Origin of the sequence: Cupriavidus oxalaticus, from assembly GCF_016894385.1 — a bacterium.
Taxonomy (GTDB): Bacteria; Pseudomonadota; Gammaproteobacteria; order Burkholderiales; family Burkholderiaceae; genus Cupriavidus; species Cupriavidus oxalaticus.
This window is the reverse complement of sequence record NZ_CP069812.1, coordinates 1,631,033-1,657,418: the sequence shown is the minus strand read 5'-3', so window position 1 is coordinate 1,657,418 and position 26,386 is coordinate 1,631,033. Positions and strand designations below refer to the sequence as shown.

24 protein-coding genes are annotated in these 26,386 nt (G+C 64.5%); 7 read left to right on the top strand and 17 right to left on the bottom strand.

Going from position 1 to position 26,386, the window contains the following annotated elements:
• From JTE92_RS20035 to JTE92_RS20025, 3 genes are all read right to left on the bottom strand, one after another.
• On the bottom strand, positions 1-1,353 hold the full coding sequence (locus tag JTE92_RS20035; protein WP_063238965.1) for an MmgE/PrpD family protein: 1,353 nt from the start codon (positions 1,351-1,353) through the stop codon (positions 1-3).
• A 66-nt stretch (positions 1,354-1,419) separates the two neighbouring features.
• Positions 1,420-2,820 carry an MmgE/PrpD family protein gene (locus JTE92_RS20030; RefSeq protein ID WP_169834816.1) on the bottom strand — a complete coding sequence of 467 codons (1,401 nt, stop codon included), beginning with the start codon at positions 2,818-2,820 and terminating at the stop codon, positions 1,420-1,422.
• A gap of 44 nt (positions 2,821-2,864) precedes the next feature.
• Positions 2,865-3,674: an N-acyl homoserine lactonase family protein gene (locus tag JTE92_RS20025; protein WP_063238967.1), complete on the bottom strand. Its 810-nt coding sequence runs from the start codon at positions 3,672-3,674 to the stop codon at positions 2,865-2,867.
• A gap of 150 nt (positions 3,675-3,824) precedes the next feature.
• Here JTE92_RS20025 and JTE92_RS20020 point away from each other — a divergent pair, with 150 nt between their 5' ends.
• Positions 3,825-4,745, top strand: a complete 921-nt coding sequence (locus JTE92_RS20020; RefSeq protein WP_063238968.1) for a LysR family transcriptional regulator — start codon at positions 3,825-3,827, stop codon at positions 4,743-4,745.
• 57 nt (positions 4,746-4,802) lie between these two features.
• On the opposite strand, the gene JTE92_RS20015 is transcribed toward JTE92_RS20020, so the two are convergent.
• The 4 genes from JTE92_RS20015 to JTE92_RS20000 all read right to left on the bottom strand — a co-directional run bounded on the left by JTE92_RS20015 (position 4,803) and on the right by JTE92_RS20000 (position 10,064).
• Entirely contained in the window at positions 4,803-6,176 is a 1,374-nt protein-coding gene (locus JTE92_RS20015) for an MmgE/PrpD family protein (protein ID WP_169834817.1), read from the bottom strand.
• Positions 6,177-6,622: 446 nt separating this feature from the next.
• Positions 6,623-7,681 carry a beta-keto acid cleavage family enzyme gene (locus JTE92_RS20010; protein WP_063238970.1) on the bottom strand — a complete coding sequence of 353 codons (1,059 nt, stop codon included), beginning with the start codon at positions 7,679-7,681 and terminating at the stop codon, positions 6,623-6,625.
• 186 nt (positions 7,682-7,867) lie between these two features.
• On the bottom strand, positions 7,868-8,860 hold the full coding sequence (locus tag JTE92_RS20005; protein ID WP_063238971.1) for a Bug family tripartite tricarboxylate transporter substrate binding protein: 993 nt from the start codon (positions 8,858-8,860) through the stop codon (positions 7,868-7,870).
• 430 nt (positions 8,861-9,290) lie between these two features.
• Positions 9,291-10,064, bottom strand: coding sequence for a GntR family transcriptional regulator (locus JTE92_RS20000; protein ID WP_239477834.1), 774 nt, complete (start codon positions 10,062-10,064; stop codon positions 9,291-9,293).
• 236 nt (positions 10,065-10,300) lie between these two features.
• On the opposite strand from JTE92_RS20000, the gene JTE92_RS19995 reads away from it, so the two are divergent.
• Positions 10,301-11,314: a zinc-dependent alcohol dehydrogenase family protein gene (locus JTE92_RS19995; RefSeq protein WP_063238973.1), complete on the top strand. Its 1,014-nt coding sequence runs from the start codon at positions 10,301-10,303 to the stop codon at positions 11,312-11,314.
• A 72-nt stretch (positions 11,315-11,386) separates the two neighbouring features.
• Here JTE92_RS19995 and JTE92_RS19990 read toward each other — a convergent pair whose 3' ends face one another.
• The 7 genes from JTE92_RS19990 to JTE92_RS19960 all read right to left on the bottom strand — a co-directional run bounded on the left by JTE92_RS19990 (position 11,387) and on the right by JTE92_RS19960 (position 19,451).
• A complete protein-coding gene (locus JTE92_RS19990) occupies positions 11,387-12,379 on the bottom strand; it encodes an NADPH:quinone reductase (RefSeq protein ID WP_063238974.1) in 993 nt (330 codons plus the stop codon).
• A 61-nt stretch (positions 12,380-12,440) separates the two neighbouring features.
• Positions 12,441-13,424, bottom strand: coding sequence for a Bug family tripartite tricarboxylate transporter substrate binding protein (locus JTE92_RS19985; RefSeq protein WP_084254582.1), 984 nt, complete (start codon positions 13,422-13,424; stop codon positions 12,441-12,443).
• 120 nt (positions 13,425-13,544) lie between these two features.
• Positions 13,545-14,705, bottom strand: coding sequence for a porin (locus JTE92_RS19980; RefSeq protein WP_063238976.1), 1,161 nt, complete (start codon positions 14,703-14,705; stop codon positions 13,545-13,547).
• A gap of 172 nt (positions 14,706-14,877) precedes the next feature.
• Positions 14,878-15,879 (bottom strand): NADP-dependent oxidoreductase, encoded by a 1,002-nt coding sequence (locus JTE92_RS19975; RefSeq protein ID WP_063238977.1) that lies wholly within the window; start codon positions 15,877-15,879, stop codon positions 14,878-14,880.
• On the bottom strand, positions 15,876-16,814 hold the full coding sequence (locus JTE92_RS19970) for an amidohydrolase family protein (protein ID WP_232353268.1): 939 nt from the start codon (positions 16,812-16,814) through the stop codon (positions 15,876-15,878). The genes JTE92_RS19975 and JTE92_RS19970 overlap by 4 nt, the downstream gene beginning before the upstream one ends.
• Before the next feature lie 463 nt (positions 16,815-17,277).
• Entirely contained in the window at positions 17,278-18,270 is a 993-nt protein-coding gene (locus tag JTE92_RS19965; RefSeq protein ID WP_063238978.1) for a Bug family tripartite tricarboxylate transporter substrate binding protein, read from the bottom strand.
• 335 nt (positions 18,271-18,605) lie between these two features.
• Complete coding sequence (locus tag JTE92_RS19960; RefSeq protein WP_371136929.1) at positions 18,606-19,451, bottom strand: TauD/TfdA dioxygenase family protein; 846 nt, start codon at positions 19,449-19,451, stop codon at positions 18,606-18,608.
• 355 nt (positions 19,452-19,806) lie between these two features.
• On the opposite strand from JTE92_RS19960, the gene JTE92_RS19955 reads away from it, so the two are divergent.
• The 3 genes from JTE92_RS19955 (at position 19,807) to JTE92_RS19945 (ending at position 21,038) form a co-directional block, all read left to right on the top strand.
• Complete coding sequence (locus JTE92_RS19955) at positions 19,807-20,271, top strand: hypothetical protein (protein WP_063239061.1); 465 nt, start codon at positions 19,807-19,809, stop codon at positions 20,269-20,271.
• Positions 20,258-20,623 carry a hypothetical protein gene (locus tag JTE92_RS19950; protein ID WP_063238979.1) on the top strand — a complete coding sequence of 122 codons (366 nt, stop codon included), beginning with the start codon at positions 20,258-20,260 and terminating at the stop codon, positions 20,621-20,623. The genes JTE92_RS19955 and JTE92_RS19950 overlap by 14 nt, the downstream gene beginning before the upstream one ends.
• 190 nt (positions 20,624-20,813) lie before the next feature.
• Positions 20,814-21,038, top strand: a complete 225-nt coding sequence (locus tag JTE92_RS19945; protein WP_063238980.1) for a DUF2188 domain-containing protein — start codon at positions 20,814-20,816, stop codon at positions 21,036-21,038.
• A 391-nt stretch (positions 21,039-21,429) separates the two neighbouring features.
• Here the strand turns inward: JTE92_RS19945 and JTE92_RS19940 are convergent, their stop codons facing one another.
• Entirely contained in the window at positions 21,430-22,470 is a 1,041-nt protein-coding gene (locus tag JTE92_RS19940; RefSeq protein WP_063238981.1) for an AraC family transcriptional regulator, read from the bottom strand.
• Between the two features lie 135 nt (positions 22,471-22,605).
• Here JTE92_RS19940 and JTE92_RS19935 point away from each other — a divergent pair, with 135 nt between their 5' ends.
• Positions 22,606-23,517 (top strand): TauD/TfdA dioxygenase family protein, encoded by a 912-nt coding sequence (locus JTE92_RS19935; protein WP_084254583.1) that lies wholly within the window; start codon positions 22,606-22,608, stop codon positions 23,515-23,517.
• 9 nt (positions 23,518-23,526) lie between these two features.
• Positions 23,527-24,117 (top strand): RBBP9/YdeN family alpha/beta hydrolase, encoded by a 591-nt coding sequence (locus JTE92_RS19930; protein WP_063238982.1) that lies wholly within the window; start codon positions 23,527-23,529, stop codon positions 24,115-24,117.
• A gap of 27 nt (positions 24,118-24,144) precedes the next feature.
• Here the strand turns inward: JTE92_RS19930 and JTE92_RS19925 are convergent, their stop codons facing one another.
• Together JTE92_RS19925 and JTE92_RS19920 are read right to left on the bottom strand one after the other, a co-directional pair.
• Positions 24,145-25,140 (bottom strand): Bug family tripartite tricarboxylate transporter substrate binding protein, encoded by a 996-nt coding sequence (locus JTE92_RS19925; RefSeq protein ID WP_063239063.1) that lies wholly within the window; start codon positions 25,138-25,140, stop codon positions 24,145-24,147.
• 14 nt (positions 25,141-25,154) lie between these two features.
• Positions 25,155-26,135: a quinone oxidoreductase family protein gene (locus tag JTE92_RS19920; protein WP_063238983.1), complete on the bottom strand. Its 981-nt coding sequence runs from the start codon at positions 26,133-26,135 to the stop codon at positions 25,155-25,157.
• Between the last annotated feature and the right edge of the window lie 251 nt (positions 26,136-26,386).

Sequence of the window (26,386 nt, the reverse complement as noted above, 5' to 3'; positions counted from 1 at the left end):
TCACTTCTCCGAAGGCGCCAGCAGGCGCATCAGCTCGCCGATGTCGCGGCATTCCTCGATGTTCTCGACCATTGCGGCTGCCTCGGCGGCGCGGCCCTTGCCCAGCACCGGCACGGCCAGGCTGTCGAACTTGGCGCGCAGCTCGGCGTCGGACATCGGGTTCTGGATCGAGCCCTTCGGGTAGTCGACCTGCGACACGTGCCGCGCGCCGTCGTCCATTTCCATCGTCATGCGGCACGACACGCCGCGCGGCAGGCTGTCGTCGACGCTGATCTCGACCATCTCGGACAGGCGTACCAGCATCGGCTCCTTCAGGCGCGCATTGTTGTATTGCGCGAACAGGGCCTGGCCGTCGGTCAACGCCACCGCCACCGAGTACGGCAGGCTGACCTGGGCCTCGTGGTAGGTGCTTGGATGGGCGTTCTGGTGGTACAGCGCCCAGTCGGGATGGCGCGCCATCTGGATGCGCTTGACGCGCTCCAGGTCTGGCGCGTGCTTGCGGCGGATCTCCAGCGCGCAGTCGATGGCGTTGTGGATCGGGCGCGCACACGAATACGGCTTGAATTCGATGTCCAGCTGATAGGGTTGGTCCAGCCCGGCCACCAGCTGCCCGGGCTGGTTGGCGTCGGTGAAGGCTGCCAGGAAACCGCGCTCGCCGTCAAAGATGGTAGCTGCGCCGGTGAAACCAAGCTGCGCCATCGCCGCCGCCGTGATACCGCTGCGCGAGGCCGGTCCCGGGTTGAAGCGCTTCTGCATCGAGGGGCCGTACATTTCCATCAGGCCGCCGGCCTGCGCGCCGGTCAGCCCCAGCGCCGAGACGATCTGCTCTTCTGACAGCCTGAGCAGTTGCGATGCCGCGATGGCCGCGCCAAACACCCCGCAGGTCGGTGTGGTGTGATAGCCGCGGTTGCGCAGCGAATTATTGGCGGCCTTGCTCAGGCGCTCCATCATCTCGCAGCCTGCGGCCAGCGCTGCGAGCAGTTCGCGGCCGCCGGCCGAGACCTGTTCCGCCGTGGCCAACGCGGCGGAATACACCGGCGGGCTGAAGTGGAACAGCGCCAGCACGTCGATGTCGTCCAGCTCCACGCTGTGCGACGAAATGGCATTGGCGAAGGCCGCCTGCATGGCGGGCACGCGCGCGCCATCGCCGATCAGCGTGGCCTGCGCATGGCCGCCCATCGAGGCGGCGTACTGGCGCGCCACCTTGCCGCTGCCGGTCTGGCTGCCGGCCACCGCCACGCCCAGGTAGTCGAGCAGCAGCCGCTTGACGGCCTTGCGGTTGTCGTCGGTCAGCTTGTCGTAGGTAAATCCGGCGAAATGCGCGGCGAGTCGTTCAGCGAGAGTCTTTGCCATGGTAAGAGAGTCTGTCTTGGGAGAGATGAAGGGAAGACGGGTTCGAAGGCGGTCCGCAGCGGCCGGTCAGGCGCGCGGCCGGGCCACGATGGCGATCAGTTCGTCCAGCTGGTCCAGCCGGTCCACCTGGTCCGACAGCCGCACCAGGCGGTCGATGTCGGCGGCGGGAAGGCAGGACTTCACCACGTTGCGGAACTTGTATTCCACGTCCTGCGCCGAGATCGGGTTCTCTGGACTGCCGCGCCGGTTCAGGATGCGATGCGTCAGTTCGCGGCCGTCGCGGGTGCGCACCGTGACGACGGCGGCGTGGCGGAACGCAGGCCCCATGCCCTCGATCTCGGGATCGACGCGCGCCTCGATGCGGCCGATGAAATCGAGCAGGGCCGGATCGGCCAATCGGTCCTGGCGATACTGCTCGACGAAAGCCATGCCGTCGTGCGCGGTCACCGCCAGGCCGTAGTACAGGTTCATCTGCGCGGCGGTCACGCCCTGCGCCTTGTATTCCCATGCGCAGTGCACGTAGGTCATCTGGCTGACACCGACCTGCAGCGCGGCCACGTCGGCCGGCCGCAGCTCGTGCTCGCGCATCAGGTGGGCCAGCGCATCCAGCGCAGCATGGATGCTGGTGACGCTGGCGTGGGGCTTGTAGCCGACCTTGCCGGTCTCCCACACGGTGCCCAGGCCGTCGGTCAGGCGCGCCGGGTTGGGCGCGTCGGAATACGCGCTGAGATAGCCGCCATAGCTGGCTTCCAGCACGTCAGTGATGCCAGTGAAATCGCGCCGCGCCAGCTCGGCCGCATACACCCCGCTCTGCGCGGCCCGGCCGCAATGCAGGCGCTTGACCATGGCGCCCTCTTGCGCGGCCATCAGCCCGCCGGCCTGCGAACCCACGATGCCCAGCGCGTGCTGCATGCGCGCACCGTCCAGTGACAGGCTGCGCCCGGCGCAGGCCGCGGCCACGAACGCGCCAGAGGTGCCTTGCGGGTGAAAGCCGCGGTAGAACAGGTTCATGGTGGCCGCATTGCCGACGCGGGTGCCGATCTCATAGCCCGCCACCATGGCAGTGATCAGGTCGCGCCCGGACCAGTTGCCATCGCGCTCGGCATAGGCCAGCGCCACCGGCACTGCGATCGAGCCCGGATGCACGATGGATTCCTTGTGGATGTCGTCCAGCTCGAAGGCATGGCCGGCCGTGCCGTTGACCAGCACGGCACCGGCTACCGAGGTCTTGCGGCCGCTGCCGAAGAGCGACGCGAACGGCGCGGCCTGCTCGGCCTCGACCAAGGCCTGCACTGCCTGCGTCCACGGCAGCGTCACGCCGTACAGGCAACAGCCCAGGCTATCCAGCAGGCTGGTCTTCATGCGCGCGACGACGTCGGCGGGGATGTCCTCGTAGCGCAGTTGCGCCGCGAAACGGGCGAGGTCGCGGGTGGCATCCGGCAACAACGGGGGCTTGGAACTGCTCATAAGGGTCTCTCTCGGTTGCGATGGAATCGATGGGCGGCGCGGCATCAGGCACCGGGCTCGGCGTCCAGCCGAACCACGATGCCGTCCAGTTCGGCCGAGGCGGCCGGATAGCGCTGCATCACCAGCGGGTCGTGGCCGGGCACGATGTGGCGCTCGCTGTCGGCAAGGCGCCGCAGCGTGTCATAGCCCTCGAGGGTCTCGCCCAGATGGAACATGGTGGTGAAGGCGCGTTTCTTCTCGAAGTGCTCGTAGAAGTGGCTGGTGTCGGAGGCCAGCACCACCCAGCCGCGCCGGGTGTGCACACGCACGCACTGCAGACCATGTGTGTGCCCGCCGATGCGGTGCACGGTCAAGCCTGGCGCGAGTTCGGCCTCGCCCTTGTGGAAGACGACACGATCCTTGTAGACCATGCGCACCATGCCCACCACCTCCTCCACCTCGTAGCCGTGGTTGAACTGGCGGTGGCGCATGTGGCGCCCCGTGGCGTATTGCATCTCGTCGTCCTGCAGATGGAAGCGCGCACTGGCGAAGGTGTCGAAGGTGCCGACATGGTCGTAGTGCAGGTGCGTGATGATCACGTCGCGCACCTGTGCCACGTTCACATCCAGCAGCGCCAGGCCTTCGGCCGGCGTGCGCAGCAGTGTGCGGCCGCGCTGCTTCGCCACCTCGGCGCCGAAACCGGTGTCCACCACGAACTCCCGGTCGGGCCCGCGTACAAGCCACAGGTAGTAGTCCATGGGCATGGGGGCATCGTGCGGATCGCCGCCGATAAAATGGTTGTGGCGCATGCCGCCGCGCGTGGCATAGCGGATGGCGTAGACCTCGTAGGTCGGCAGGGAACGGCCTGCATGCATCGCCTTGTCTCCTTGCATAGCCGCATCTGGTGTGCGGTCCTGGGTGTTTCGACTTGATGCATCCAGTCTAATTACGGTATAAGAAGCGATCAATCACGCGAAATTCACAATACTAGTGAACGCGGTTCATAAAAAGACAGGAGACAAGGGGTGGAGAATCTCAACGCCCTGCGCGTATTCGTGCGGGTCGCGGAAACCCGCAGCTTCACCGAAGCGGCGAAGCGGCTCGGCCTGACTTCCTCGGCGGTCAGCAAGGCCATCACGCGGCTGGAACAGGAACTGAACGTGCGGCTGCTACAGCGGACCACCCGCTCGGTCGGGCTGACCAACGACGGCGCCAGCTTCTTCGAGCATTGCGTTCAGGTGCTGGCCCAGATCGAGGACGCCGAGAATGCGCTGAATCGCGCCACGTCCAGCCCGCACGGACGACTGCGGGTGCATATGCCAGTGGGTTTCGGCCGGCGTGTCATCGTGCCGGCGCTCAGCCGGTTCATCCAGCAGAATCCCGACCTGGTGCTGGATGCCGAACTGAGCGACCGTAGCGTCGACCTGGCTTACGAGGGCATCGATGCCGCCGTTCACATCGGCGAGCTGGCCGACGCCCGGCTGATCGCGCGCAAGCTGTGCAACCTGCGCTTCGTCGCCTGCGCGTCGCCCGAGTACCTGGCCCGCCACGGCACGCCAAAGACGCCGGAGGAACTGGACCAGCACCATTGCCTGGCCTACGTGCTGATGCACACCGGCCGCTACCGCGACTGGCAGTTCGTGAAGGACGGCAAGGCCTACCCCAAGAGCGTGTCGGGACGGCTCAACATCAACAACGCCGAGTCGCTGCTGGAGGCCGCCTGTTCGGGCCTGGGCATCGCCATGATCAGCAATTTCATCGCGGCCGACGCAATCCGCGACGGCCGCCTGCGCTGCGTGCTGACCGACTATGTGGGCATCGGTCCGCAGGTGTCGGTGGTGTACCTGCCCAGCCGCAACCTGTCGCCGAAGGTGCGTACCTTTGTCAATTTCCTGCGAGAGTTGATTCCCGGCGATCCGGACTGGGACAAGATCACGCCGCAATGAAGGGCGCGCGGGGCCCCCGCCAGCCGCCGTGCCCCGCGCCCTGCCCCTCCGCAGGCATCAGGCCGCCTGCGCTGTCGCCGATGCGCCGCTGCGCACCTCGGCCTGCATCATCAGCCGCGCCAGCGGTTCGGCCGATGCGCTGTCGAACAGCGCGTTGGCGGCGGCCAGCACGCGCCGGGCGTGCTCCGCGCCTACTGCGGCGGAGGCCAGCGACAGGAATTTGCGCTCGATCTCATCGTGCCCCATGGGGTTCTCGGGCATTCCGCGCGAGTAGTCCACCTGCTTCGACAGCGTGCGGCCATCGCGCGTCACCAGCGTGACCTTGCCGCCGTAGATCTCGGGATACGCGCGATCGATCTGCGGATCGATCTCGACCTCGACGCGCCGCGCCAGTGCCACCACGCCGGGCTCGACGATGCGCTCGGGCGTGAACTGCTCAAGGTAGGCCTGGCCGTCGTACATGGCCACAGCGACGTTGTAGCGCAGGCTCATCTGAGCGTTCAGCACCGAATCGGCGCGGTACTCGAAGCCAGTCTGCGTCTCGACCACGCTGGCCACGCCGGCCACCACGCGCGTCACGTCGGCCACCTGCAGGCCGTGCTCGCGCATCAGCGCCAGCGCCGCATCGATGCAGGCATGGTTGCTGCCGCAGCAGGCATGCGGCTTGAAGCAGGTCTCGTCGGCATGCCAGCGGCTGCCAAGCTCCTCGGTCAGCTTTTCCGGACGCGGTGTATCGGACATGCCGAACAGCAGGCCGCCGTCCTCTGCCTCCAGAATGTAGTGCGGTCCGGCAAAGCCCCGCTGGGCCAGCAGCGCGGCCATCACGCCGGCCTGCGCCGAACGGCCCGGATGCATGCGCTTGCTCATGCCGCCGTCGGCAGTGAAGGCCCACGTGCCGGCCGATTGCGTACCGGCCAGGCCCAGCGCGCTGGCCGTGGTGTCGGCATCCAGCCCCAGCATGACACTGGCCGTGGCCGCAGCGGCCAGCGTACCGGTGGTGCCGGTCAGATGCCAGCCGCGCATGCGCGCGCGCCCAGGATTGGCCGCCTGGCTGACGCGGTTCATGGTCTCGTAGCCGGCTGCCATGGCGGCCAGGATGACCTCGCCGCGAGAGCGCTGCCGCTCGGCCAATGCGAGCGCCACGGGCACCACCAGCGCGCCCGGATGGATCTTGGCACGGCTATGGTCGTCGAAATCGAAGCCGTGGATGGCCGTGCCGCCGGCCAGCACACTGTTGACGGCGCTGATCCGCACCCCGCCGCCCCACAGCGCGGCTTCCGCAGGGCCTTGCAGCTCGCGCGCGAAACCAGCCATGATCCGGCCCCAGGGCGTGGCCAGGCCGTAAAGGCCGCAACCCAGGGCGTCGACCAGCGCCTTGCCCAGCACTGCACGCGTGCCTTTGGGCACGTCGCCCGGCCGCAGTCCTGCCACGAATGCCGCAAGTTCCCGCGTGATGCCGCGATGCTCACGTGCTTGCCGCCTCCAAGCCTCCAGATTGTCCACGCCTATTGCTCCTTCTCGTTGCAGAAATGCCGCACGGGCGCCTCTCGCGGGCGGACGCGGCTACGAACGATGATAGGAGTGCTGTCGCAGCCCATCTACGGTAGGCAGGTCAGAACAGAAATGAACCGCATTCAACAACCGGGGAGGCGTCGCGACTGCCAGATTCGCGCCGATCGTTGTGAGGACGAAGTGTCGTCGATGTCCGATTCAGCTGCCGGACGAGTTTACGAGTCCGCTTCCGAACTTGCCTGGTTGACGGGCCGCGCGGATGGGCCTGACCGCGCACGGGCATTGCGCGGCCCGTCAATGAAGGGCGAATTGCCGGAATCACAGCCCGGGAGCCTGCCGCCAATGACTGGCGGCTCCGGCCTCCTTCAGTCCGGCTTGCGCAGGAACCCCTGGTTCCCGCCGTTACGGTTTGGCGCGAAGCCATTGGCCTGAAGCGTCTCTTCCGCCGTGTCGTAGAACACGCCGATCTTGCAGATCTCGCGCGCCTGCTTAGCCGTCGCGATGGGGCGACCGAATTCGCCGGCGATACGCACCAATTGCTTGATCTGTTCCACGGAGCTCATCTTGCCCGTGCGGGTCTGATTCCACAGCACATCCTCGATGCCGCACCGCACATGCAGCCCCAGCGCCATGCCAATCATATTGATGGGCAGCACATTGAGCACCGAGCTTTCCACTGTGACCACCGCACCGTCGGGCACGGCACGCAGCATGTTGGCCAGGTTGTAGATGTTCGCCTGATCCATGCCGCCGCTGATGGCCACCCAGTTCATCACTAGCGGCCCCTTGTAAACGCCGCGGCGAATCAGGCGCTCGATCGTTTCGAAGCTGTTGATGTTGTAGACCTGGAACTCGCTTTGAATGCCGGCAGCCGTCAGGCGTCGGATATGCTCCTCGATAAAGCTCGGATTCGAGGGCACGATCATGTCCTTGTAGGTCCCGTAGAGATGCGGGAAGCCGCGCGATACCCCCTTGAAGTCATCGATGCCAGCGTGCTCCGTCACGTTCATCTGCGTGGTGTTGACGGTCACCGTCACCTGGTCGGGCTTCGGATCGAGTTCGGCCAGCATGTGTCGCGTGTCGTCGGATAGCCATTTGGCCGCCGCGCCGTCGCTCTCGGGGGCGAAGCTGATGGAGCCGCCCACCTGGATGATCATTTCCGGCACGCGGGCGCGTACTCCGGCGATCAGTTCATTGAACATGGACAAGCGCTTGCTGCCCTTGCCATCGGCTTCGCGCACGTGCAGATGCAGCACGGCGGCGCCAGCTTCGTAGCAATCCACCGCCTTCTGGATTTGCTCCTCCATGGTGACAGGAATATCTTCCGGGAAATCGGAAGGAATCCAGCCCGGCGCATAGGGAGCGGCGGTGATGATCAGAGGCTGCTGGTTCTCGGGATACAGGTGGCCGTCAAGGAAGTTCATGTTGGGTCTCTACGTAGAAATGCGAATATTGACAAGTGCATGCAAGTCTCCTCAAAGCGGTTTATGCCGAAGTGTCGGGACTTCGAGTGAATCTTCCGGTCCCGCACCACTTCCCGCTTTACGCTGGATGTCTGGCACTTATCCATTTATGACAAATACGCGCCACTAGGTGGCGGCGTCCCCGGCTTATTCGTCGACCTTGATGCCTGCGTCGTTGGCGATCTTCGTCCAGACTTGCAGATCGCTTCGGACGATCTCGCCCAACTGCGCGGAGGACTTTACCGGAGGCGGCTCGAAGTTCAGCTTCTTCATCAGGGCCGCGATCTCCGGCGTCCCCTGCACCTTGTTGACCTCATCGGCCAGGCGCTTCACGATCGCCGGATTGGTCCCGGCCGGCGCAAACATGCCGAACCATCCCACCGTATTGAACTTGTAGCCCTGCTCATCCAGCGTCTTGACATCGGCAAGCTGGGGAGACCGCACATTGCCCACAATGGCAATGCCGCGCACCTTGCCGGAACGCAGGAACGGAACCGCCACGCTGGGGTCAGTCCAGCCGATCTTCAGCACCCCGGAGGAAAGCTCTGTGAGCAGTTGACCGGATGTCCGATATGCAACGTGTTCGGTCTTCATGCCGGTCTGCTTCTTCAGCCACTCCATCGTCAGGTGCGCGGACGAACCGGTGGCCCAGCTGCCGTAGCTGTACTTGTCCGGATGCGCCTTCACGAACTCGATCAGTCCAGGCAGGTCGTGTACCGGCAGATCCGGGCTCACCAGCAGCAATACGCCGCCCACGGCTGTCTGCGCGATCGGCACGAGGTTCTTTCTTGCGTCCTGGGAAATGGTCTTGATGACGGCCGGCGCAACCACCATGCTGGATGCCGTCGTGTAGAGGATCGTGTAGCCATCCGGCGCCGCCTTGAGGACCGCGTTAGTCCCGATCACCCCGCTGCCACCTGGCCGGTTCTCCACGACCACGGACTGCTTCAGCGACTCGGAAAGGCGCTGCGCCATGGCCCGCGCCAGCGCGTCGGTTCCCGATCCGGCAGATGACGGAACGATCATTTGAATCGGGCGCGCGGGCCAGGCTTCCTGCGCCTGCACCGGTTCTGGCGCGCACAAGGTGATGCCTGCCACCGCGCACAACGTGATTGAGAGCAGCTTCTTCAGTGATGACATTGTCGTCCCCATGGTATTTCGACTATTACCAGCCTTTCCAGGTGTGGCCTGCCTCACCCACGAAGCTGCGCGACAAGCAGTTCCCACCCGCTCAGGCTATGGTGAGTCCGATCATAGCAGCCGACATTTTTTATGTCGACATCAATTTATCTTGATCTGATGGCGGCGTCTGAATGGACCGGGCAACGAAGATTTCTTTCGTGTGAAGCACACGCTTGCGGGCTTTGCGCCGAACCGCGTATGAAGTGCAGCGACACGCGCACCGGCGTTACGAGGTCGCAATCGGCGCCCGGGCCGCGATCACTACGTTGATGCGGCGGCATGGCACAGCGTGTGCTCGTGGCGGACACGAGCGCCGGTGCAGGATTTGATGGCATCCCTGCTTCTGGCTGATGCAGAAGCCGGTGCGTGGCGTAAGGGAGGCTGGCGCTCAGGCGGCCTTGGCTGGCGCGGCGTTGCGGCGGGAAGCGGCGCCACTACCCTTCGGCGCGCCGGATGACAGCGCACGGATGGCGGCGTCGCGGGAGCTTTCGATGCGCTTGCGCGCGGTCTGCAGGACCGCGTCGATGTCGCGCTTGGCCACGGCGCGCTGCAGTGCACGCCAGGTCTTGAGTGAGTTTTCGAGCGAGCCGGGGTTGGCTGCCAGGCCGAGCCGCACATACCGCAGCGTGCGAAGCGAGATCGAATTCAGCAAATCCGCGACCAGCCGGTTTCCCGACAGGTCCGCCATCGCCATGTTGGCCATGAAGGTCTCGCTGGTATAGGTATCCACCGCAGATTCTTTCACCGCCTTGCTGACTTTCGGCATGATTGCCTCGAACAGGGCGTCAAGCGCCTCGGCGCGCTCTTCCATCAGTTCCCTTAGCAGGATGGCAAACAGTGCCTCGCGCACGATATAGATATCCCTCAGGTCCTGCGCATTCGGCTCCGTGACGATGGCGCCGCGCCGTGCCCGGAACTCGATCAGCCGTTCGCGCTCCAGAATGCGCAGGGCTTCGCGCACGGGAGCGCGGCTGACCTCCAGGACATCGCTGATATCCTTCTCCAGCAGCCTCTGGCCGGCATGGATCACGTCGATCGCGATCAGGCCCGCCAGCCGGACCGCAATCTGCTCGGCCACCGATGCCGACCAGTCGCGTCCATGCTTGAGCGCCCGCTCCACTGCCAGCGTGAGGGGATTCTGTGGATTCTGCGGCGTCAGCAAATCCTGCAGTTCAGGCGTATTGGTAGTCTTGAGTCTACCCATGAGTGGAAGTCCTTCCGAGAGTTGCGATCGGGTCCGGCGCAGGCGAGGCCGAGCGCACGGCGCCCAAGATCTTACCTTACGCGTGGCCCTCGGCCGGCTGACGTCCCCGACCGACTATACATATAGTCGACTTTAATAATATTGAGATGCTAAACTCAGGACGCCTTTTTCTTGTCGGCGACTCAGGGAATGCCATGACTGCTGCAAAAGCCGTATATCTCGATCCTCCGGCCGGGTTCGAGCGCATCGTCATCGGGGAGGCCACGGCCGCCCTCCCGGGACCGGGCGAGATCACCGTCCGCATCCGTGCCAGTTCGCTCAACTATCATGACTACGCCGTGGTTTCGGGCCGTCGGGGCTTGACGCAAAGGCGCATTCCGATGGCGGACGGCGCCGGGGAAGTCACCGCCGTGGGTGCGGGCGTGAAGGCATTCTCGGTCGGAGACCATGTCGTCAGCACCTTCTTCCCGACGTGGCATGACGGCGTGCCGTTTCTGTGCGACTTCGCTACCGTTCCCGGCGATGGCGTCGACGGCTTTGCGCGGGAAGCGGTGACGTTGCCCGAAGCGTGCTTCACGCACGCGCCACACGGCTACAGCCATGCCGAGGCCGCCACGCTGACCACGGCCGGCGTGACGGCCTGGCGGGCATTGTTTGCCGATGGCGGCCTGAAGCCGGGAGAGACCGTGCTGGTACTCGGCACCGGCGGCGTATCCGTCTTTGCACTGCAATTCGCCAAGGCGGCCGGCGCGCGGGTGATCGCCACCTCATCCTCGGACGAGAAGCTTGCCAGGCTTCACCAGCTGGGCGCGGATTGCCTGATCAACTATCGCAAAACGGCGCAATGGGGCGAGACAGTACGCGAGCTGACAGGCGGCGCTGGCGTTGACCATGTCATCGAGGTTGGCGGCGCCGCAACCCTGGACCAGTCGATGACGGCAGCCCGTGTCGGCGGACATATCGCCGTGATCGGCTCATTGGGAAACCCGACCGGGCCGGTCACCGTCACCCAGCTGCTGCGCAAGCACCTGCGCCTGACGGGGCTGCTGGTGGGGAGCCGCCAGCACCAGCTCGACATGGTGCGTGCCTTGAATGCCACCGGCATCCGCCCGGTCATTGACCGGCATTTCCCGCTGGAAGCGATGGCCGACGCCTTTCGCTACCAGGAAGCGAACCAGCACATCGGCAAGATCGTGCTGGATATCTGACCAGAGGCACCTGCATACCCAGGGGTGCCCGGCAACACAAGGCCGCGGTAGCGCCCGCTCATACGCGCCCGCTCACACCCAGTCGCAACGAACGACAACGGTGCCGACCTTGCGGCGCGCCTCGACCGCGAGATGGGCCTGGGCGGTATCGCGCAGCGAAAATAAGCGGTCCACTGCGTGGACGGCATCGGGAGCCTCGGCCAGCCATCGGCCAATGCCGCGCTGCGCCTGCCGCCGAACTTCGATCGGCATACCCGAGAGGTACAGCCCTCGCAGCGAAAGATTGCGGCGGATCAGCGAGACCACGGGCAAGGCTTCCGCCGGATCCGGGCCAATGGCATACGAGACCCAGGTCGCATGATCGGCAGCCACCCGGAAGCCAAGCTTCATATTGCCGATGGCATCGACATCGACGATGCGATCGACGCCTTTCCCTGCTGTGAAGTCGAGAATTCGCTCGGCAACATCGTCGCTCGTGTAGTCGACCACTTCGTGCGCTCCGCCCCGTCTTGCGTGGGCAGCCTTTGCCGCAGAACTCACCGTGGCCACGACGCGAGCGCCTCCCCATTTCGCAAGCTGCACGGCGTAGTGGCCGACCGCTCCCGCGCCACCCGTGACCAGTACGGTCTTCCCTTCAATCGGCCCGTCCAGGAACAGGCTGCAATAGGCAGTCATCGCTGGTATGCCCAGGCAGGCGCCCTCGATGAAATCGACCTGGTCCGGTAATGGTGCGGCCAGCTCACCAGGCAGGCAGATAAACTCCGCGGCCGTGCCAAAGGCGCGCCCGCGCTGCCCGAAATGCAGCCAGACCCTACGCGCCAGCAAATCCGGATCGACACCCTTCCCCACCGCATCTATCACGCCGGCGCCATCGCTGTTCGGAATGACGCGGGGATAGTCCATGCCGTGCAAGCGTCCTGCACGGCGATTGGCGTCAGCCGGGTTGACGGCCGACGCATGGAGCCGCACGCGAACCTCGCCAGGGCCGGGCTCCGGCGTCGGCATCTCGCCGAAACAAAGGACCTCTTGCGCCGGTCCTTGCCGGTCATACCAGACTGCCTTCATGTTGATGCTCCCAAGTACAACCCCAATAGCGCGCGCGGAATCCGCGTCGATCCCTGCGGTATCAATGACTGGACGAAATCTGTACGGCCTTGGCCACCCTTCTCAGCTGTTCATATTCCGAGCTGATGTACTTGCGGAACTCCTCCGGCGAGCCGCTGGCGACGGCCTGCTGGCCCTGCTGGAGCATCGCATTCCTGAAGTCGGCGGTATTCGCCGCCTTCACCACAGCTGCGAAGAGCTTGCGCACGATCGGCGTGGGGGTATTGGCGGGTGCCCAGATTCCCAGCCAGCTCTCGTGAACCAGGTCCGCATCCTTGAACAGCTCGAGCAGGGTTGGCACGTCCGGCAGCTGCGGCATGCGGACGCGGGTCGATACCGCCAGGGGACGCAGACGGTTCGACTCGATGTAGGGGCGCACCGCCGCACCGGTGAAGAACGCGAAATGTGGCACGTCATCCGTCAACTGAGGGAGCATATCCGTCACGGTCCGCACCGGAACATGAACCGCCTCGATGCGCTCCTTTCTGGCAAAGGTGGCACCCAGGAGGTGGGCTGCGGTGCCGACGCCTCCCGAGTAATAGTTCAGCGCGCCGGGATGCCGCCTGGCCCATTCGACCAGATCCGCCGCTGACTTCACCGCCGAATCACTGCTGACAGTCAGTATTCCGGCGGACTTGTAGACGAGAGACACCGGGCTGAAGTCCTTTACCGGATCGAACGCGGCAGAGGGCTGTGCCAGCTTCCCGATCAGCGTCGCGACGCTGCCAAGGAAGATGGTGTATCCATTCGGTTCGGCACGTGCCGCCGCAACGGCGCCGACGGCTCCGCCCGCGCCCGGCTTGTTCTCGACCACGACCGGGACACCAATCTCTGCCGCCATTTGGCGCGCCAGGATGCGGGATGCGGCATCGATGCTGGTGCCGGCGGGAAAGGGAACGATAAAGCGAACGGAGCGCACCGGGTACTGATCCGCCTGTGCGCCAGGCGATAAAGCGGCGACCATGATGGCGAACAGCCAGGTCATAAGGCGGCTTGCTGAGATCATGACTTCTCCATTTCGGTCCGGAATGCGTTGTTGCTTTCGTTACCGGGCCGGGGCTTCGCCGGCAGCAACTTGTCCGTCCGACAGTTCTCCCCTCCAGCCCCGGTTCATCGCGAGCGCTCGTCAGAACACGTGGCGGATACCCATGGCGGCGCCAAACATCGAGGTCTGGCCGCTGGCGAGCGTGTAGCTGTTGCCCAGCGCAAGACTCGACGCGTAGTTATTCGCCGCCGAATCCAGGGTCAGGCCAGCGTTCCTTGAATAGGCCGTGGTCAGATAGATGTCGGTGCGCTTCGAGATCCGGTAGTCGGCAATCAGGGCAATCTGCCAGGGGTTGGCAAAATTGCTGCTGCCGCCGATGCTCTTTACATTCTGGTAGTTGTACTCGAGCGTGAAATCGATATTCGCCGTAGCCTGGTATTGGCCGCCAATCCAGTAGAAATCGTCCCGCAGCAGCAGGGTACCGTCTGGCGCCTTGTTCTGCCCCCAACGGTAGCCACCCATCACTTTTGCCGTGCTGTTGAAGGCGTAGTTGGCCATCACGGCTGCCTTCCTGAAAGTTCCGTTGCCGGTCCCGATCGTCGGGTTCCACTGGTCATAGCCAATGCCGAACCCGACAGGCCCGATCACATAGTTCAGGCCTGCGCCGTAGCCCGTGTCCCGGCGAAATTGCCCCGGCACCTCTCCGGTGCCGCCCGCCGCCGGAATCGTCGGGGAAACCTGCGGCAGCGATGTTCCGACGCCGAACGACCAGTGCGCGCTGGCCGTAAGCGGGCCGAATGCGCCCGTATACTTCACCGTGTTGTCCTCGCGGAAATTGGGGCCGACGATCAGGGCAGTCGGCTCGTACTGGGTGGCATATCGAGCTGGGATAAAGTTGGCGATCGTGCTGAACAGCGAGTGGTATTGGCGGCCAACGGTGATCTGGCCCATCCGCGAGCCAAGCCCGACAAACGCCTGGCGGCCGAACACGCGGCCGCCTTGTTGCATGGTGCCGGTATCGCTGTTGAAGCCACCTTCCAGTACGAAGACCGCCTTCAGGCCGCCACCCAGGTCTTCCGTGCCGCGAAGGCCCCAACGCGAGCCGGAGTAGCCGCCGGCATTTTCGCGAAAGACCTTCTGGCCCTGGCCGGAGTTGAAATTGTTGGTCGACCGGGGCACCTCACCGACCTTGTTGACGTATTCGATGTTGGTGTCAATGACGCCATACAGCGTGACGCTGGACTGCGCTTCGGCTGCACCGCATGCGCACACGGCCGCAAAGCCGAAAATCGTCTTCCTCATGACTGCTTTTCTCCGAATTTCTTGATTTAGTTGGTTTTCTTCTGGCGGGCCGACAACATGGTCGAACGCGAGTCGCGACGCAGCGGCAAGCGCACGCAACTACCGCTGCCCCCCTCGCGCAAGCGCAAGAGGGGCGAAAGGCGCGGGTCGGCTGGCATCCCTCTCAGGGGCCCTACGACACCCGCACCAGCTGCTTGCCGAAGTTGCCCCCGGTAAGCATCCGGATGAACGCGTGCGGCGCATCACGCAGCCCGTCGCTGACGTCCTCCCGGTACTTCAGTTTTCCTTCCCTGAGCCACTGCGCCAGGTCGGCTTGCGCGGCCGGCCAGTAAGCGCGATGGTCCGCAATGACGAACGCGTGCACGGTCACGCGGTGCATCAGCAACTGGCGCATGCCCTGGAAGCCGTACGGCGCCTGTTCGTTGTACTGGCTGATGTTGCCGCACAGCGCAATGCGCGCATGGTCCGCGATGCGCCTGAGCACCGCGTCCATCACCGGGCCGCCCACGTTCTCGAACAGCACGTCGACATAGTCCGGCGTGGCCGCCGCAAGCTGCTGCTCGAAGTCCGCCGCGCGGTAGTCGACGCATGCATCGAAGCCCAACTCCTCCATCACGTAGCGGCACTTCTGCGCGCCGCCGGCAATGCCCACCACCCGGCAGCCCTGCAGCTTCGCAATCTGCCCCGCCACGCTGCCCACCGCACCCGAGGCCGCCGTCACCACCACCGTCTCGCCTGCCCTGGGCCTGGCCAGCGCCAGCATCCCGTAATGCGCCGTCACCCCGGTCATGCCCAGCGCGCCCAGTGCCGCCGACGGCGGGCCCAGCTCCGGATCGACCACCCGCACCGCCCCTCGCGTCACTACCCCGTGGCTCTGCCAGCCCAGCGGCGCCGCCACCAGCGTGCCCTTGGGCAACTCCGGGTCGCGGCTGGCCACCACCTCCCCGACCGTGCCGCCCGGCATCACCTGGCCCGGCGTGAGCGGCTCGACGTACGAGCGCACCGGATCCATCATCGGGCGCATGTACGGGTCCAGCGACAGGTACATGACCCGCACCAGCGCCTCGCCTTCGGACAGCGTGGGCAGGTCGGCCCGCACCACCTCGAAGTCCTCGGGCTGCACCATCCCCGCGGGATGGCGCTTCATGACGATCTTTGTATTGCGCTCGCTCATGCCTGGGCTCCCTTTGCAAGGCGCAGCAGCGCCTCGGCGTTGCGGTACATGTAGTCCTCCAGGGCCTCGTCCCTGATCGGCAGCCTGAGCGTGTCGCGCACCGAGTCGTCCACGCCAAAGAACGAATAGGCCGACGCGTAGATGAAGCGCCTGGACAGCCAGTTGATGCCCTCCACATACCCCTGTCCGCCCGGCGCGAACGTGTACACGTCCGGCGACACGAACACGTTCATCAGTCCCGTCACCTCGCTCTTGAACGCCAGCGCCACCGCCTCGTTCACGTACGGGTAGCAGCCATGCCCCAGCACCACCGGCATCGTCGAGTAGCGCCGCGCCACCCGGTCAAAGCGCACCGGATCCGTGTGCGAAATGTCCGGGCCCGCCAGCGGGCCGGTCATGAACAGCAGCGGCACCTTCAGTTCCTCGATCTTCTCGTACAGCGGGAACAGCTTCTCGTCGTCCGCATACATCGGCGCGCGTGCCAGCCCCGGCTCCATGCACACCCCCACCAGCCCCAGCTCCTTCACCGCCGTGTCCAGCCCCTCGATGATCTCGCCCACCGGCTTGTCGAAGTCGATTCCCGCCAGCCCCAGCACCCGCTGCTCCGTGCGCTGCGCCAGCTCCGCCAGGTCCCGGTCCTCGATGTGCACCGGTGTCGGCCGGTTCACTGAATGCCGGCCATTCATCACGCCCAGGCGCACCCCCACGCTGTCCATCTCGTGGATCAGCGCCCGGAGCGCCCGATCCTCCGCATGCGGGTATGGCTCGGTGCTGATCGTGTACGAGCGCGGCACCGGGTGGCCAAGGACGCGATTGACAGCGCCCACCACGTTAGGCGTGAAGAACGTCCGGTACGGACCGGTGGGCGGGCGCAGCCGGAAGTCGATGATCTTGCCCGCCAGCTGGGCGAAGCGGGCGTCGGTCAGGTCTGTCATGTCGTCTCCTCTGTTGGACGTGGACGGGGTTGCCGCAGCACCGGCCTTCCCCGCTTGAAAAAACTATATACACGATTCCTGTTTTTGTCGACATTAATCACACCACGAATGTTCGTCCCGCGATGGCGACGAAGCCATCGGCGGCGCGCTTGGCCCCTGCCGTGCCTTGGTGAGGTTTCAAAAAAATTCTTTGCCCACGGAACACTCACGTTGGCTCAAGCGTTTGCACAAGCGCGGGTTCCCCTGGCAGATCGAACCGAAGCTCGCGGCCGGAGGCTACTGAAAGGAAGGAAGGAGGGAAGGAAGGAAGGAAGGAGGGAAGGAAGGAAGAGACGTCGCCGCGGCTGCGGCGACCTCCGGGGAGGCCGCCATTCAGGTCAAGCCTCCTGGCTGGATGGGATCCTGCAGGGCGGCGGCTTTCCCGGTTTATCGAGGTCCGAAGCCGCCCTGAGTCCGCGTGCCGTCAGAGGTCAAGCTGGATACCGGCGTCCGCGGCGATCTTCGACCAGGTATTCAGATCGCTGTCCACGATATCCCGGAACTGCTCGGTCGTCTTCGCCGGCGGCGGCCCGAAGTTCATGTTCTTCATCATCGCCGCCGCTTCGGGAGACTGCTGGACTTTGTTGATCTCGGCATGAAGCCGCTTCACGATGGCCGGATCCGTTCCGGCGGGCGCAAACACCCCGAACCATCCCACCGCATCGAAGCCGTAGCCTTGCTCGCCCATCGTCTGTACCTCGGGGAACTGTGGTGGGCGTACGTTGCCGGGAATGGCAATGGGACGCACCTTGCCTGAACGCACGAAGGGTGTCATCACCGACGGATCAGCCCACCCGATTTTCACCACGCCGGAGGATACATCGGTGAGAAGCTGCGTCGAGGTCTTGTACGCCACGTGTTCGGTCTTCATTCCGGTCTTCTTCTTGAGCCACTCCATGGTCAGGTTGGCCGAAGAGCCGTTCGCCCAGGTCGCGTAGCTGTACTTGTCCGGGTTCGCTTTCACGAAATTGATCAGCTCGGACAGGTTGTGAACCGGCAGTTCAGCATTGACCGCCAGGATCACCCCGCCTTCCATGGTCTGTGCGACAGGAACGAGACCCTTCCTCAGATCAAGCGGGTAGTGCTTCATGACCGAAGGAGCGATCACATGGCCAGATGCGGTGGCATACAAGAGCGTGTAGCCGTCGTTCGGCGCCTTGATGACCGCCTTTGCGGCAATGATGCCGCTGCCGCCGGGCCTGGCATCCACCACAACGGGCTGCTTCAGCACCTCCGACAGGCGCTGGCCCATCAGCCGCGCCAGGGCATCGGTCCCCGACCCTGCGGAAGAGGCGACAATCAGCTGGATCGGGCGGCTGGGCCAGGCTTCCTGCGCCATTGCACCGCTGGCCGTGCCCAGCGTCAGCACGGTCCCTGCTCCCAATGCGGCAACGAGCGATTGCATGCGTGATGTCATTCTGTCTCCTCCTTGCTTCACTTCCGTTGAAGCTCGATCCGCGAATCGCGGCATGAACGAATGCGTCTCCAAACTACCATCGAGCCGAATTGGAGAATCCCGGCTGGCAGCCTGAATTCCTGATGTCGCGCTAATAACGCATGAAACGGGGTGATCGGCCCTCACAAAAAAAGATCTCATCGGAAGTATTCCAATGAGACCTTTGAACGCTCCCAGGAGCGGTTGGAGACAACCAGGAACCAGAAGCCCACCCGCTTCTGATCTGGACGGAAATGCCACGCGCTCGATAACGCGCGCCATGACGGCGGGCTCGGGCGCCCGGTACGACGCGGACCTCAGAACGGCTTGTCGCCGATGATCCCCGCACGCTCCATCTTGCGCGGCGCCGGCCAGTAATCCATGACGGCGTAGTGCTGCGTGGCCCGGTTATCCCAGACGGCGACATCGTTCGGACGCCAGCGATAACGCACCTGGTACTCCGGAACCGAAGCCTGGCTCTGCAGGTACTGGAGCAGCAGGCCCGCCCCCGGATTCTTGTCGAGGCCGAAGCGGACGTTCTCCGGCGTGTGGTAATTGACGAAATGCGTGGTGAAGCTGCCGACGTAGAGAATCTTCTCGCCCGTCTCCGGGTGGGTACGGACCACGGGATGCTCGACTTCCGGGTTCTTCCTGGCAAGGTTTGCCCGCTCTTCCGGCGACATCACGGCACCGAACGAATGCTCGATGCTGCTCTTTGCACGCAAGCCATCGATGCGCCGTTTGATGTCATCGGGCAGCCGCCTGTACGCCTCGACCATATTGACCCAGATCGTGTCCCCGCCCTCCTCCGGGCACTCGATGCACCGGAGCACGGCCCCCATCGGAGGCGTCGGGCGCCACAGCCCGTCGGTATGGTAGTTGTTCTCGTAAGGCCGTTTCTGGTCCGCGTTATAGACCTGCACCAGCCCGGGGTGGTCGGGATGACTGCCAGCCACCGGGTGGGTCTCAAGGTCGCCGAACCTGGACGCGAACGCCACGTGCTCTGCGCGCGTGATGTCCTGGTTCCGGAAGAACAGGACGCGATGCTTCAACAGCAGCGCCTTGATCTCGGCAAACAGCGCGTCGTTTCGCGACGCCTCGCCAAGATGCAACCCCGATACCACCGCACCAATGCAGCGGGTCAGCTTCTCAACCATGATCATGAACGTCTCCCTGTTCGCGTGACAACGAGTTGGCTGGATTCCTCGGGTCGGGATCCCCGGCCAATGCCGACCACCCCAGGCCACTGTTGGAAAGGACTATAGACGTTCCTTTTATTGTTGTCGACATTATTAATTTCGACTGCTAGACTGCATCGTGTCGAACCTGTCTGCGAAAGGTCCCTCACGCCACCGTCCAGTTTCACGTTCCAGACCAAGGAGATGCGATGAAAGCCATAAGAATGGTCCCTGGCGCCGAAGGCGGCACACTCGAGATCCAGGACATCCCCACCCCGGCCACGTGTGTTCGCCACGAATGCCGTATCCGCAAGGCCGGCGTGAATCCAGGGACGCAGCCGTGAATATCCCCGCTCATATCGACAAGGCGCAGCGCCTGAGCGCGCTGCGCCAGCGTCTCGACCCGCTCGCCGATTTCGAGATCTGGTTCTGGACCACGCTGACCGCCGGCACCAACATGCTCAACGCCACCTTGCATGTCGCGGGCCTGACCAACGACGACCGGGCCTTCTCCACGATCCCCGGTGTCCATGTCGTACCGCAAGCCGATGGCACCTACGCCTATACGCTGCGCGGCCTCGGAGATGTCAGCCATGTGGGCTGGCCGCCGATCGAGGGCGCGGTGCCTGCCTTCATCCGGGAACTGGAAGTCGCCCTCCATACCATCGAGCAGCACCGGGATCCATGCATCCGCGGCTATGGCGTGCCGACACGAGCAATCGTCGAGGAATGCGAACGCGCCTTTGGCACCGTCGTTTCCATCTTCACGCGCGCGATCGGGGAGAGCAGGCATGAAAGCCGATGACCATCGGATCAAGGCCGAACGCATCGAACGATCCATGTCCCGGCTTGGCGATGACGACTGGGAAATGAAGATCGAAGGGGCGATGCTGGCGGGAACCCACTGGGTCAACTATGTGCTGCATCGTCGTGGCGTGTCCGCCGAGGACGAGGACATGGTCCACACCACCATGACAGCGGTCAACCGGCTCCGCAAGTACTCGCTTGCCGAAGCAGGCCTGGTGCGCAACCTGGGCGAGATCGAGGAGCTGCGGCCGCTCTACGTCCGTGGCGATGTACCGGACGCGGCGACGGCCGCTGCCCGCGCACTTGCGTTGCTGCAAGCGATCGGCAAGCGCGCCCGGACCTGGCCGTGATGCCGAAGCAATGACGTCAATCCGCGTGACAACGGCATCGCAACGGGCCGCAATACAAATAAAATCAATGATTTAGACGTGGATAACGGCATTCACATCACGTCAGTGCCCGTGGCCTTGTCAGACGACGCCCGATACCGGCGCGCTGTCGTTGAGCAGACACTGACACTGCCAACTTCCGGAGAGTGCCATGCCAGGCAAGAATATCCACGTCGTGCCCACCCATAATGGTTGGGCGGTCGAAGCAGAAGGACGCTCCGGCAACCAGCAGCGATTCACCTCGATGGATCATGCGATCGCTACCGGGACGGAGAAGGCCAGGCGTGCAAAGGTGGACTTGCTGATCCACGGCCGGGACCACCAGATCATGGAGCGAAGCTCCTTTTGCAACGATCCACGCGACATCGACGGATAACCCCACCCCTGCATTGCAGGACAGGGAACCGTCCAGCGGAGCTGACTGAAATTGCGGCCCCAGCCTCTATGGTGTGCGCGTCGAAGGCCGCGTGTCTCGTACTGACGTTGGCGCCGGATACACCTCGTCACCAGCCGCGATAGGCTCGCGCGGCGGAGGGGGTGTTCCCCTGGTATCCCTCGGAACGCCTTCGCATCCCGCCAGGCCAGCCGAGAGAACGGCAATGGCCGCACCCTGGGCCAGGGCACGGCCCAGGGCGCGGCGGACGCGTAGAAACAAGAGGTGGAGTTGCATTGCCGCCCCATTGAAAGTTCTTGTGTCTAGCTTAGTGCAATTCTCGAAGGGCTGGGCACGGCAACGGCAACCGTATCCGGCATGACCTCGCGAAGTGCTATGCGTTGGCATGCACAGGGCCTGGCCGCCGGCGCATGGTGCCCCGCGCCACCCTGCTCTCCTTCGGGCTGCAGCCAAACTGCGCGTGATACCAGCGCGAGAATCCGCTTGGCGCGGAGAAACCGAGCAGGGTCGCCACCTCGGTCAATGGACGATCGCTCTCGAGGACATGGCGCGCGGCAAGTTCCGTGCGGATGCCATTGACGATCGAGGAAAAGCTCTGCCCCTCTTCCGCCAGCCGGCGTTGGACCGTGCGGCACACCACGCCAAGATGGTCCGCCACCTGCTCGATGGTGCAGCGCCCGCTGGGCAGCAGCAGCAGGATGACGCGCCGCACGTCCTCCAGCATGGTCACTTGCCGGGCAATGGCGGAAGCGTCTACCAACTGTTGCGCGTAACGCGCCATGGCGGGATCGGCCGAGGGATTGCGGGCATCGAGATCGGCCTTCGTGCAGATGATGCAGTTGAATTCGTGGTCGAACTCGATGCAAGCGCCGAAAAACCGCTGGTGCGTACTGAGGTCGCGTGGCGCAGGATGTTCGAAGCAGACGCGCCGCGGTTCCCAGTCCGGCCTCAGCAGCTGCCGGATCAAGCGCACGATGACCCCGAGCGCGAGCTCTGCCCTTTGACGCGTGGGCTGGTGGGCGTTGCCGGCGATGACCGCCTCGCGAATGATCACCAGCCCGCCGCATTCCTCGACCGCCAGCGAGAGCGCACTGTTGAGCAGTGTTTGATAGCGCATCAGGATGCGCAGCGAGTCGCGCAGCGTCGCCTGGTCGCGGATCAGCAATCCTACCGGCCCGAGGTTGGACAACAGGCGCGACTCGGCCATGCACAGACCGAAGCTTTCGTTGCCCGACAGGGTTGCGGACGCGTGCAGCAGTCGTCCGACACGCTCCCCTGGGATCATGAAGTCCGGCTCGCGCAGGACACTGGGGCTCAAGCCCGCGTCAAGGAGCATCCGCACCGGATCCAGTCCGGCAGCCAGGGCGACCTCGCTGTAGTTGGTGAGGGCCGCAGCGCGGACTAGAGACGACATTGCAGAGCCCAGTGAAACAGTGACACGGAATGATAAAAGCCTGTCATGTAGTGTCAAGCGGGAGAAACCCGTGGCGTCCAAACTCCGCAGGCGATCGGCCAGATCAGGCCAGATCCACCATAGGAGACAACACTCATGAGCCAACGCCCAGAAGCGGCACCCGCGGTGGTCCGCGCCACCTCGCTCGGGAATTCCATCCGGGTCGAGCCAGTCACCTGCACGATCGGCGCCGAGCTCAGTAACGTGCACCTCGGCGCGGCTGCCCAGGACGACCAGCAGATGGCGGAGATCCGGGCGCTGCTGCTCAAGCATCGCGTGGTGTTCTTCCGCGACCAGGACATCACGCGCGCGGAGCATGTGGCTTTTGCGCGCCGCTTTGGCGAGCTGGAGGACCATCCCGTGGTGGGCAGCCATCCCGATTACCCGGGACTGGTCCAGATCTACAAGACTCCCGACAGCCCGCCCGAACGCAACGAAAACTCCTGGCATACCGATGCCACCTGGCGCGAAAGGCCGCCGCTGGGCTGCGTGCTGCGCTGTGTCGAATGCCCGCCCGTGGGCGGCGACACCATGTGGGTCAACATGGTCGAGGCCTATCGCCAGCTGCCCGAGGAGATCAAGGCAAGGATCGCCCCATTGCGCGCCCGGCACAGCATCGAGGCGAGCTTCGGCGCAGCCATGCCGATCGAGAAACGTCTTGCGCTGAAGGCGCGGTATCCGGATGCCGAGCACCCCGTTGTCCGCACCCATCCGGAAACCGGCGAAAAAGTGCTGTTCGTCAATGGCAGCTTTACGACGCACTTCACCAACTTCAATGTGCCGGCCAACGTGCGCTTCGGGCTCGACAAGGCGCCGGGCGCCAGCCACCTGCTCAACTATCTGGTCAGCCAGGCCAGCATTCCGGAATACCAGGTTCGGTTTCGCTGGAAGAAAAACAGCGTGGCGTTCTGGGACAACCGTTCGACCCAGCACTACGCAGTGATGGATTACCCACCGTGTCACCGAAAGATGGAGCGCGCCGCCATCGTTGGTGACCAACCCTACTGAAAGACTGACATGACCGTTACCAAACCAACCGTCCTCATCGTTCCCGGCCTGCGTGACCACGTGCCGGAACACTGGCAGACGCTGCTGGCCGCAAGGCTGCCTCGCGTCGTCAGCGTCGCCCCGCTTGAGCAGGACAAGCTCAGTTGCGCTGCCCGGGTCGAGGCCATCGACCGCGCCCTGGCCGCCATCGACGGGCCGGTGATCATCGTCGCGCACAGCGCGGGCGCGATGATGGTCGCCCATTGGGCGGCCCGGGGTGCCACACGCGAGATTCTTGGCGCCCTGCTGGCAGCGCCCGCGGACCTCGAGACGCCGATGCCGGCAGGCTACCCGACGACCGAGGCACTGGACGCCCAGGGCTGGCTGCCGATTCCTCGTGGCGAGTTGCCGTTCCCCAGCATTGTTGCGGCAAGCAGCAACGATCCGCTGACGCGCCTCGACCGCGCCCGCGAGCTGGCGCAGGCGTGGGGAAGCCGCTTCGTCGAGCTGGGCGAGGTCGGGCACCTGAACCCGGCCTCGGGCTATGGTGAATGGCCGCGGGCCGAAGCGTTCATCCGCGAGCTCTCGCAAGCGAATCTCCCGACGACGGCCCGCGGATAGCCGGAATTCAGTCCGGCTAAGTCCGGCTCAGTCCGGCTGGTAATTGATGGATTTCAGCAGCGCGGACTGTTGCTGGTATGCCAGCTTCAAGTCCGCCACCAATTCTTCCGGGGTGGCGGCACTCCCCTGCTCCATGCCCATCTCCTTGATGCGATGCTGCACCGCGGGCTGCCTGAAATACGCCAGCGTCACCTCGCGGATCTTTTGCTGGACAGCAGGATCGACGTCCGGGCGGGACCACACGGCGAACCAGCCTGCTTGCGCCAACTGCGGATAGCCAAGCTCATTGAAGGTCGGCACATCGGGAAGTCCGGCAATCCGGGTCGGATAGCCCACGGCAATCGCCTTGATCTTTCCGGCCTTGATCAGTGGCAACGAGGTTGTCACCCCATCGAACATCAGGGGCACGTGGCCGCCCATCAGGTCGTTCAATGCCGGAGGCGAGCCTTTGTAGCCCACATGCCGCATTGGCACGCCCGTGAGTTGCCCGAGTTGCATGCCAGAGGTGTGCCCCCGCAAGCCCGCAGCGTAAGACGCGAAGACCACTCCATCCTTCTGCGACTTCCCATAGTCGACCAGCTGCTTCAGGTTGGAAACCGGCAGATCCTTGTTGGCAACCAGCACCAACCCGGTACGGCTGACCTGGGCCAGAGGCTTCAGGTCCTTGAACGGCTCGTAATGGACCTTGTACGCCAGCGGCGCCTCGCTGACGACGCCACCCTGGATCACCAGCAGGGTATGGCCGTCCTTGCCGGTGGATCGCAGATCGCTGATTGCCAGCGCGCCGGCGGCGCCGGGCTTGTTTTCCACGATGGCGGGCTTGCCCAGTCTTTGCTGCAGGCCCTCGGCCAGCAGCCGCGCCAGGGCGTCGGCGGTGCCGCCCGCCGGCCCCGCCACCACCAGGCGAAGCGGCTTGCCGGGCCAGGCCTCTTGCGCCTGAGCCACGTGGATGGCGCCGGCGAGACCGACACCGATTGCGAACGTGCAACCGCACCGAAAGAAGTGATGTCTCTGCTTCTTCATGTCCATCCCGACACTCAGATCACGAAAATGGACGAGCCGGTGGTCTTTCGCGCCTCCAGGTCCCGATGTGCCTGCACCGCATCCTCCAGGGCATACCGCTGGTTGATCTCGATGCGGATGCGGCCCGCCGCAACGTGGCCGAACAGTTCATCGACCAGTTCCGCCTTTTCGGCGGGATCGGCAATGTAGTCGGCCAGGCCCGGGCGAGTCAGGTACAGCGAACCCTTGCGGGCCAGGATTTGCGGATCGAACGGCGGGATCTTGCCGGAAGCGGTACCGACGCAGACCAGCAGGCCACGGCGCTTGAGCGAGTCCAGCGAGGACATGAAGGTGGCCTTGCCCACGCTGTCGAAGACCACCGACACGCCTGCTCCGTCCGTCAGTTCCCGCACGCGTTTGGCGACATCCTCGTGGCTGTAGTTGATCGTGTGGTCGCAGCCGTGCGCGCGCGCGACTTCTGCCTTGGCATCGGTTGAAACCGTGCCGATCACGTTCAGGCCCAGCAACTTCGCCCATTGGGAAACGATCAGGCCGACGCCACCCGCCGCGGCATGCAGCAGCACGGTATCGCCCGCCTTGAAGGGATAGATCCGGCGTACCAGATAGGCGGCAGACAAGCCCCGCATGGTCATTGCCGCCGCGGCTTCGCAGCTGATTGCTTCGGGCAGCTTGATCAGCGGTGCCGCGGCAATCAGCCGCTCGGTGCTGTAGGCACCCAGCGTGTTGATAAAGCCCGTGTAGGTCACGCGATCGCCGACCGCCAGATGGGTCACGCCGGCACCAACGGCCTCGATGACGCCGGCCGCCTCGTTGCCGAGGCCGCTGGGCAGCGGCACCTCGTAAGTGCCACCGCGGAAATACGTGTCGGCAAAATTCAGGCCCACGGCCACGTGACGCACGCGGACTTCTCCGGGGCCCGGTTCCCCCACGCTGGTGTCCTCGAAGCGAAGGACCTCGGGTCCGCCTGTTTCGTAAAATCTGACGACTTTCGCCATGTTGCCTCCTGTCCTGTCTTGTATTGTCCTCGCGACGCTTGCATGTTCTGCCGTGGCGCCACTTCCCGCTTTACCCTGCGTGCCTCGAACTTGCCCGTTGGCGACAGATGCCGGCAAACGCTGGCGCACCGGTCATCGACGGTTGCAGCCAGCCATTGGCCATGCGCCATGGCTCCATTGGCACGGCAACGGGATAACAGACGAAGGTGGGCTATGGTCCTGACGTGGACCTGTGCGCCGGGCGCGTGAAC